General features: G+C 41.5%; 6 protein-coding genes. 1 reads left to right on the top strand and 5 read right to left on the bottom strand.

The annotated features are described in order from the left end of the window. The coding region (locus QUA47_RS29625) for a CHASE domain-containing protein (protein WP_333433443.1) at window positions 1-1,839 on the top strand (1,839 nt) is incomplete at its 5' end. Window positions 1,840-1,850: 11 nt separating this feature from the next. On the opposite strand, the gene QUA47_RS29620 is transcribed toward QUA47_RS29625, so the two are convergent. The 5 genes from QUA47_RS29620 to QUA47_RS29600 all read right to left on the bottom strand — a co-directional run bounded on the left by QUA47_RS29620 (window position 1,851) and on the right by QUA47_RS29600 (window position 7,028). Continuing rightward, complete coding sequence (locus QUA47_RS29620) at window positions 1,851-2,645, bottom strand: ABC transporter permease (RefSeq protein ID WP_333433442.1); 795 nt, start codon at window positions 2,643-2,645, stop codon at window positions 1,851-1,853. Further along, window positions 2,642-3,436, bottom strand: coding sequence for an ABC transporter ATP-binding protein (locus tag QUA47_RS29615; protein ID WP_333433441.1), 795 nt, complete (start codon window positions 3,434-3,436; stop codon window positions 2,642-2,644). The genes QUA47_RS29620 and QUA47_RS29615 overlap by 4 nt, the downstream gene beginning before the upstream one ends. A 20-nt stretch (window positions 3,437-3,456) precedes the next feature. After that, window positions 3,457-4,485, bottom strand: coding sequence for an ABC transporter substrate-binding protein (locus QUA47_RS29610; RefSeq protein WP_333433440.1), 1,029 nt, complete (start codon window positions 4,483-4,485; stop codon window positions 3,457-3,459). Window positions 4,486-4,797: 312 nt separating this feature from the next. Further along, a complete protein-coding gene (locus QUA47_RS29605; protein WP_333433439.1) occupies window positions 4,798-5,475 on the bottom strand; it encodes a response regulator transcription factor in 678 nt (225 codons plus the stop codon). A 455-nt stretch (window positions 5,476-5,930) separates the two neighbouring features. After that, on the bottom strand, window positions 5,931-7,028 hold the full coding sequence (locus QUA47_RS29600; protein WP_333433438.1) for a leucine-rich repeat domain-containing protein: 1,098 nt from the start codon (window positions 7,026-7,028) through the stop codon (window positions 5,931-5,933). Between the last annotated feature and the right edge of the window lie 118 nt (window positions 7,029-7,146).

Raw genomic sequence — 7,146 nt, 5'->3', positions numbered from 1 at the left:
CTATCCTTTCTCTGCGCTGTGCTTATCTCAATGGTCAACTTTCCACTTGATATATGTGCAAAACTGAGATGCACCCTGAGCTATAATATGCTAAAAGCTTTTCTTGAACAGCGCATTGTATTAGTTTTGACGATAACTGTGGGTGTAGGAGTGTCCGTTTTAGTTACATTATTTGTGAGTAGATGGGAGGTATCTAATCGGCAACTACGCTTTCAAAGGCAGATTGAAAATTTAGGGACAGCCCTCCAGCGTAGTCTTAACCGATATACAGATATGCTGGCATTTATTGATGATTATTATGCAGTAGTTCAACGACCAGTAGACCGTCAAAAATTTGTAGCTTTTGTAGAGCGTTCCCTCCAGGCTTACCCTGGTATTCAAGCTTTAGAATGGGCCCCCTTAATTAAAGAAACAGAACGTTTTGCCTATGAACGAAACATCCGTTTAGAAGGTTATAAAAACTTTCAAATTACTGAATTAGGGGAATCTAGAAATTTGGTGAGAGCCGCAAAACGTCCGTACTATCTACCTGTTACATATATAGAGCCGTTTACGGGTAACGAATTCGCTTTGGGATACGATCTTAACTCAGATATAACCCGTGCAACAGCAATTTCTCAGGCAACAGATACGGGCAAAACTACCGCAACGGGGCGCATTAAGTTAGTTCAGGAAAGGCGCAATCAGTTTAGTTTTTTAATATTTTTACCAATTTATGAACGGCACAAAATTCCCGAATCAATAGCACTGCGTCGCCAGCAATTTAATGGGGTTTTGCTCGGCGTGTTTCGCGTATCAGATGTGGTTGAAGGAGCATTACACAATTTGCAGTATGAGATTGATTTTACAGTTCACGACCGCAGTTCTAGGGCTGGAGAGCAATTTCTAGGACGGTATGACGCTGTGAAGAAAGAAGTGACCACTCGTGAGGAAAAACCCCAACCAACTTTAATTAAATCCGAGCTTTGTCCATCACCAGCGGACTGCCAACAAACTTTAACTATTGGACAGCGGGAATGGGTGATAGCTTTTTCACCTTCGGTAAATTATCAGATGGAAACGCAAGATGGGGCAATTTATACTCTGATTAGTGGGTTTTTCCTGACGGCAGGTTTAGGAATATTTCTGTATACCTTAAATCGTGAACTAGAGGCAACAAAAAATCTAGGTGATTTAAGGTTTCGTTTTTTTTCTATGGCATCTCATGAATTACGAACGCCTCTAAGCACTATTTTAGTTTCTAGTGAATCTTTGCAGATTAACTATCATCAATTAACTGAGAAACAGAAACAGGCAAATATTCAGCGAATTAATTTGACAGCGAAGCGGATGAGCCAGCAAATTGCGGATTTGTTAATGTTGACAAGGGCGGAAGTTAGGCAACTGGAATTTAATCCAGAGTTATTGGATTTAGAATGCTTTTGTCAGCAAGTGGTAGATGAGATGCAAATGGGGGTCAGTCAAAGAATTGAATTTACGAGCAAGTGTCCAAATACTAAAGCTTTTTTAGACAAAAAACTACTGCAATCTCTCCTCACTAATTTACTTTCTAATGCTGCCAAATATTCGGCTTGTGATGCTCGGATTCAGTTTGACTTAAGCTGTAATGAAACTAAGGCGACTATGGAAATATGCGATTGCGGTATTGGCATTCCGACCTCGGATAGCACCCGGATTCGGGAGCCATTCTATCGGGGCAGCAATGTCGGAGAAGTAACGGGAAGCGGTTTGGGATTGGCGGTGGTTAAAACTTGTGTTGAATTACATCGGGGAGAGTGGACGATCGCAAGCGAAGAAGAACGAGGTACAACTGTAACTGTCAAATTACCTTTAGAGTGAACGTATGGTAGCTATTTCCCACTCCAATGAATGAAACGTTTTTCAACCAATAAAAACAGCATATTTAGGAAGTAGCCCAAAATCCCTGTCACCAGAATGGAGGCATACATATCCTTTACGTTGAGAATTTGTTGAGCATCAATAATTCGTTTTCCCAGTCCTTGTTCAGTGCCAATAAACATTTCTGCCACAATCACAATTACCAGTGAAATACTGATGCCACTACGCAGGCCAATAAAGGTTTGAGGCAAGCTTTCCATCAGCAAAACATCTTTAAATACTTGCCAAGGGTTGGCGCCCATTACTTTAGCCGCTAAAATTCGGGATTGTTTTGCATTTATTACGCCATAAGCGCTGTTAAATACAATCAGTAAAAATGCACTAAAAGCAGCAATTACTACTTTAGAAAAGTCACTCACTCCAAAGAAAAGAATGAACAGTGGAATTAGAGCACTAGCAGGTGTAGAACGGAAAAAATCAATTAAAAATTCCACACTGCGATAGAGTTTTTCAGAACTACCTAAAGCCACACCAACAGGAACTCCCACAATACCAGCCATCAAGAATGCGCTAAAGGTTCGTAACACAGTAGCGGTTAGATCCGGCAACATTGCACCAGTAAAGATACCAGTAATTAAAGTGCCAATAGTCGCAACTGGTGTGGGTAGTAAGACAGGGTTAACCGCACCAGAAATCGAAATTAACCACCAAACGCCAAAGAGTACAAATACTCCAATGAATGGCAAAAAACGATTGAAGGAAAAATTTCGCGCTGAACTATTAGATTCGATACTAGAAGTAGTCATTTCCGCATCTCCTGACGAAAGATTTCTAAACAGTAACGGCTGACCTCTATGAATTCAGGAGAGGTAAGCGTATCGGGGGTACGCGGGCGGGAAATTGTGAAAGGTACTGCTTCCACTAAATGAGTTGGACGTTTACTTAAAAGTAGCACTGTATCTGCTAAAAATACTGCTTCTTCTAAGTTGTGAACTACCATTAACATGGGAATGGAAGTTGCCATGAAAATTTCTTGGAGTTTGTCTCGTACAAAGAGGGTGGTTTCAAAGTCCAAGGCGGAGAAGGGTTCATCAAGAAATAATACTTCTGGTTCGGCAATTAGTGCTCGTAGAATAGAAACTAATTGTTGTTGTCCGCCGGAGAAGTTATAGGGATAACGTTTCAGATCGAGGCGAATATTGAAAGTGTCGATGAGACTGGCGACGCGATTGCGACATTCCTTTTCTGGTATTCCTTTAACCCGCAGTGGATAGGCAATATTGTTATATGCGCTCATCCAGGGAAACATTGAATCCCGATAGTTTTGAAATACATACCCAATTTTGGCCCGACGAATTGGTTTGCCATGAATCCGAATCTCACCGCGATCGATGGGAATTAAACCACTAATCATATTAATGAGTGTAGATTTTCCACACCCATTAGGGCCAAAAATTGAAACTAATTGATTGTTCGGTAAATCAACGTTAAAGTCTTGATAAAGCGGTTGTCCACCAAAGGATTTGCACAATCCCTTTACAGAAATGAAGTGTTCGGGTGGGGCAATACTTGGGATAGTTAGGGGATCTAGCATCATTTAGCAAAATTCTCCACAAATTATGAGACAGGTTTGTACAACAAGCTGGCAACATCGACTTGTTTGGCAAAGACTTTCTTCTCCGTGAGAAACTCAAAATATTTTTGGAAGTAGCTAATATCTTCTGGCTTAAATTGGTTGTACATCGTGTATCCTACCAGAGGAACTTTTTGCACTAATTCGCCTTCGATGGCGGTGGAACCTACGAGATATTGACGCATTTCATCGGGTTTATTCTTAATATCGTCAATGGCGCGGCGATATGCTTCTATGTAAGTTTTGGTAGTAGCTGGATATTGTTGAATAAATTTGGTACTGAGTACCGCTGCACCACCAAACCAAGGAGCTTTGGGGTCGCCTAAAATGTATTTAGAAACAACTCCATTTTCGAGAATGCGGGTAATGCCTTTAACCTCACCCACTGTACCTGTTGGTTCTAAGGTGTAAACTGCATCAATTTGTCCCGATTCAATTGCGCCAAGATGTTGCCGAATTTCTATTTGCTGAATTTGAGGATTTTTTACGCCAGCGGCGGCGAGAATTGCTTGGGCGATCGCGAGATTTTGCGCTCCTGGGCCCGTGGCAAATTTCTTGTCTTTTAAATCGGTGATTGTTTGAATCTGGCTATTTTTTCCTACTATGACTTGATCGAGTTTGTAATCAACATTACTGGGGTTAGCTGCAATAATTTTGAACAATCCTGGTGAGGTAATTTCTGAAAGTCCTAACACGCCGCTGGCTACTCCATTTCCTGTGCCTTGAAGTCGGCCGGCAATTAGCGCTTCTGCGACTTGGTTGGGCGAGGCAAATTTTATTACTTCTACTTCTAAACCAGCTTCTTTGAAGTAACCCTTTTTCTCGGCTACAAACAAAGGTAAACCAGAGGCGACGGGCCAGAATCCAATGGAAATTTTACCGGGATTCTCGGAACGGCTTGGAGCATTTGCGTTTGCGGGAGTTTGAGCTTGAGGTTGAGTACAGCCGTGAGTAGCGATCGTAATTGCTGCTCCTGCACTCAATTGTATAAAATATCGTCTCCGGATCTTCATGGTTTTTCCTCTTGACAAGCAAGTGATTTGGTCGTAAAATTGCATCATAAGATACAAAACTTCGATTTATCGTATTTAAAAGTTACGTAAAAATCACAGTTATCGGCTAAAAGTGGCGATCGAAAGCCATCAATCTCAAAGTAAAAACCTAGCTTCAGTCATGGCTGTGCGTAAGCCCTCAATACGATAAATTTAGTTATCGATCAGCATATAGGATTAGTGGGTGGATTCGGGGGAAGCTTTCGTGGAGAAATCGGGGAGAATATGAGGATTTCTTGACAAAAGCAATAACAAACTATTAGTAATCAGCAATTAATCGACAGTTTTTAAGCGATATCCCACACCGCGAACAGTTTCAATCAAGTCATTTGGCGCTCCTGCATCTTTAAGTTTTGCCCGCAAATTCTTGACATAAGTTTTAATCGTATCTTCTTCAGGCGACTCTTGCCATGTCCAAACTTGTTCGATCAGTGCAGCTCGACTCAAAACTTTTTTTCCATATCGCATTAAAGCTTCTAGCAAAGCAAATTCTTTAGGCGTAAGGCGAATCAGCGATCGCTCATAGATAACTTCATAACTACTAGGATCTAAGGACAAATCACCCCATTTTAAAATAGGGGGAGTTCCCGACTGTCCGCGACGCAGTAAGGCCCGAATTTGAGCCAGCAACTCTTGTAAATTAAACGGTTTTACCATGTAAGCATCTGCGCCCGCATCTAAGCCAATCACTTTATCCAGGCTTCTATCGCGAGCGGTAAGCATGAGAACGGGAGAAAAATAGCCGCGATCGCGCAATCTTTGACATAGACGCACACCATCCAATTTTGGTAGCGTGACATCCATCAAAATCAAATCATAAACAATCGCCTGAGCTTTATCCCAAGCAGACTCACCATCTCTTGCTGAATCCACAAGATACCGCTGCACCACAAGGGCTTCACTCAGAGATGCTACCAATTGGCTATCGTCTTCTACTAACAGAATCCGCATGATTTAGACTCTTAAATTAATTTACATTTAAGAAAAATACAATTTTTTTGAGAAACAGTAAGTTTCTGACCATTGATTGTGCTCGTTCAGGCACTCTTGAGCTGTTATCTAGGATACAGATAGATAGAAATATATAATTAAACTTAAGTTTATGTGTCCCTTTAGTTACTAGCCAAGGATTTGTAACGTATTAGCTAAGTTCCCAATATTTTTTTAAGTTCTGCTTCCTAAACCCGCTTAACTGCTTTATTAATACTTACCCGTTCCCGTTTTCTCTTTTTAGCTTCCGGCCAATTTCCCCGCTATTTCTACTTGCAGTAAAACTTCCTCAACTCGGCAGATACCTCCCCACTTCGGATACTCATAGGTTCCCAGTAAAGCAGGCAAAACTTTGCCAGTCAGTCCGGCTTCTCCCCAAGCTTCCTCGCCACTTAATCCCGCCTACCTACTTAATTTCAGGGTTCCCACTTACAGATAGACTCTGGCTTGAGCGGGCAAGTTTTGGGAGCGATCGGATTTCCGCTGAGGTAGAGTTCAGTCAGTTCACTTAAGGATTCTAGGGCTTTGATGTTGCTGATTTGATTGTTGCTCATGTAGAGCTTTTGCAGGTTAGTCAAGGATTGTAGCGGTTTGATGTCGCTGATTTTATTGTCGTCAAGGCTGAGCCAAAACAATTTATTCCAGGATTGTAGGGGTTTGATGTCCCTGATAGAATTGTTGTTGAGGTTGACCAAAAATAGGTTAGTTAAAGGTTCGAGAAATTTGATGTTGCTGATTTGATTGCTGTCGAGGTAAAGCACAGTCAGGTTAGTCAAGGACTGTAGCGATTTGATGTCGCTGATTTTATTGCTGCCGAGGCCGAGATCATTCAGGTTAGTCAAAGATTGTAGCGGTTTGATATCGCTAATTTGATTGTGGTCAAGGTATAGTTCAGTCAGTTCATTCAAAGATTGTAGCGGTTTGATATCACTGATTTTATTGTTGTATAAATAGAGCAAAACCAGGTTAGTCAAGGATTGGAGTGGTTTGATGTCCCTGATAGAATTGTTGGAGAGTTTAAGCACCTCCAGATTAGTCAAAGATTGTAGCGGTTTGATATCGCTGATTTTATTACTGTCGAGGTTGAGTTCCTTCAGATTAGTCAAGGATTGTAGCGGTTTGAGGTTGCTGATTTTATTGTTGACAAGGTTAAGCTTTTTCAGGTTAGTCAAGGATTGTAGCGGTTTGATGTCGCTGATTTGACTACCGAAAAGATTGAGTCCCTTCAGGTTAGTTAAAGATTCTAGCGGTTTGATGTCGCTGATTTTATTGGCTCGAAGGCTAAGTTCCTTCAAGTTAGTAAAAGATTCTAGCGGTTTGATGTTGCTGATGTAGTAGAGCGAGAGTTGAGTAAGGCTCGAAAGTCTCTGATTAGCCGCATCGCACTCAGTAGTCTCTGCTTTTTTCAATAGCATCTCAACAGTGTATTTAACTTCAGGACTCAAAGAAGCCTTTTCGCGACACCAATCAGCAAATGTTCGTCTGCTGTTAGCCCGTTGTTTCTGCACGACCATTAGGGAACTGGAGTTTAGACTAAGCAGACCACAGGAGCGCAATCGAGTCTCCTGTTATGAACGTCAATTTTGAACGGCAAGGGTCGCTGGCAAACAAGCTATGAAGCCTAACCAATGG

The sequence above is a fragment of the Microcoleus sp. MON2_D5 genome, from assembly GCF_036701905.1.
Classification (GTDB): domain Bacteria; phylum Cyanobacteriota; class Cyanobacteriia; order Cyanobacteriales; family Microcoleaceae; genus Microcoleus.
The sequence above is the reverse complement of the archived record's forward strand: the minus strand, read 5'-3'. Positions and strand labels throughout refer to the sequence as shown.

Bases quoted from the DNA above. Each gene is read 5' to 3' on its own strand.
- QUA47_RS29620 (WP_333433442.1), bottom strand. From the start codon at position 2,645: ATGACTACTTCTAGTATCGAATCTAATAGTTCAGCGCGAAATTTTTCC.
- QUA47_RS29615 (WP_333433441.1), bottom strand. From the start codon at position 3,436: ATGATGCTAGATCCCCTAACTATCCCAAGTATTGCCCCACCCGAACAC.
- QUA47_RS29610 (WP_333433440.1), bottom strand. From the start codon at position 4,485: ATGAAGATCCGGAGACGATATTTTATACAATTGAGTGCAGGAGCAGCA.
- QUA47_RS29605 (WP_333433439.1), bottom strand. From the start codon at position 5,475: ATGCGGATTCTGTTAGTAGAAGACGATAGCCAATTGGTAGCATCTCTG.
- QUA47_RS29600 (WP_333433438.1), bottom strand. From the start codon at position 7,028: ATGGTCGTGCAGAAACAACGGGCTAACAGCAGACGAACATTTGCTGAT.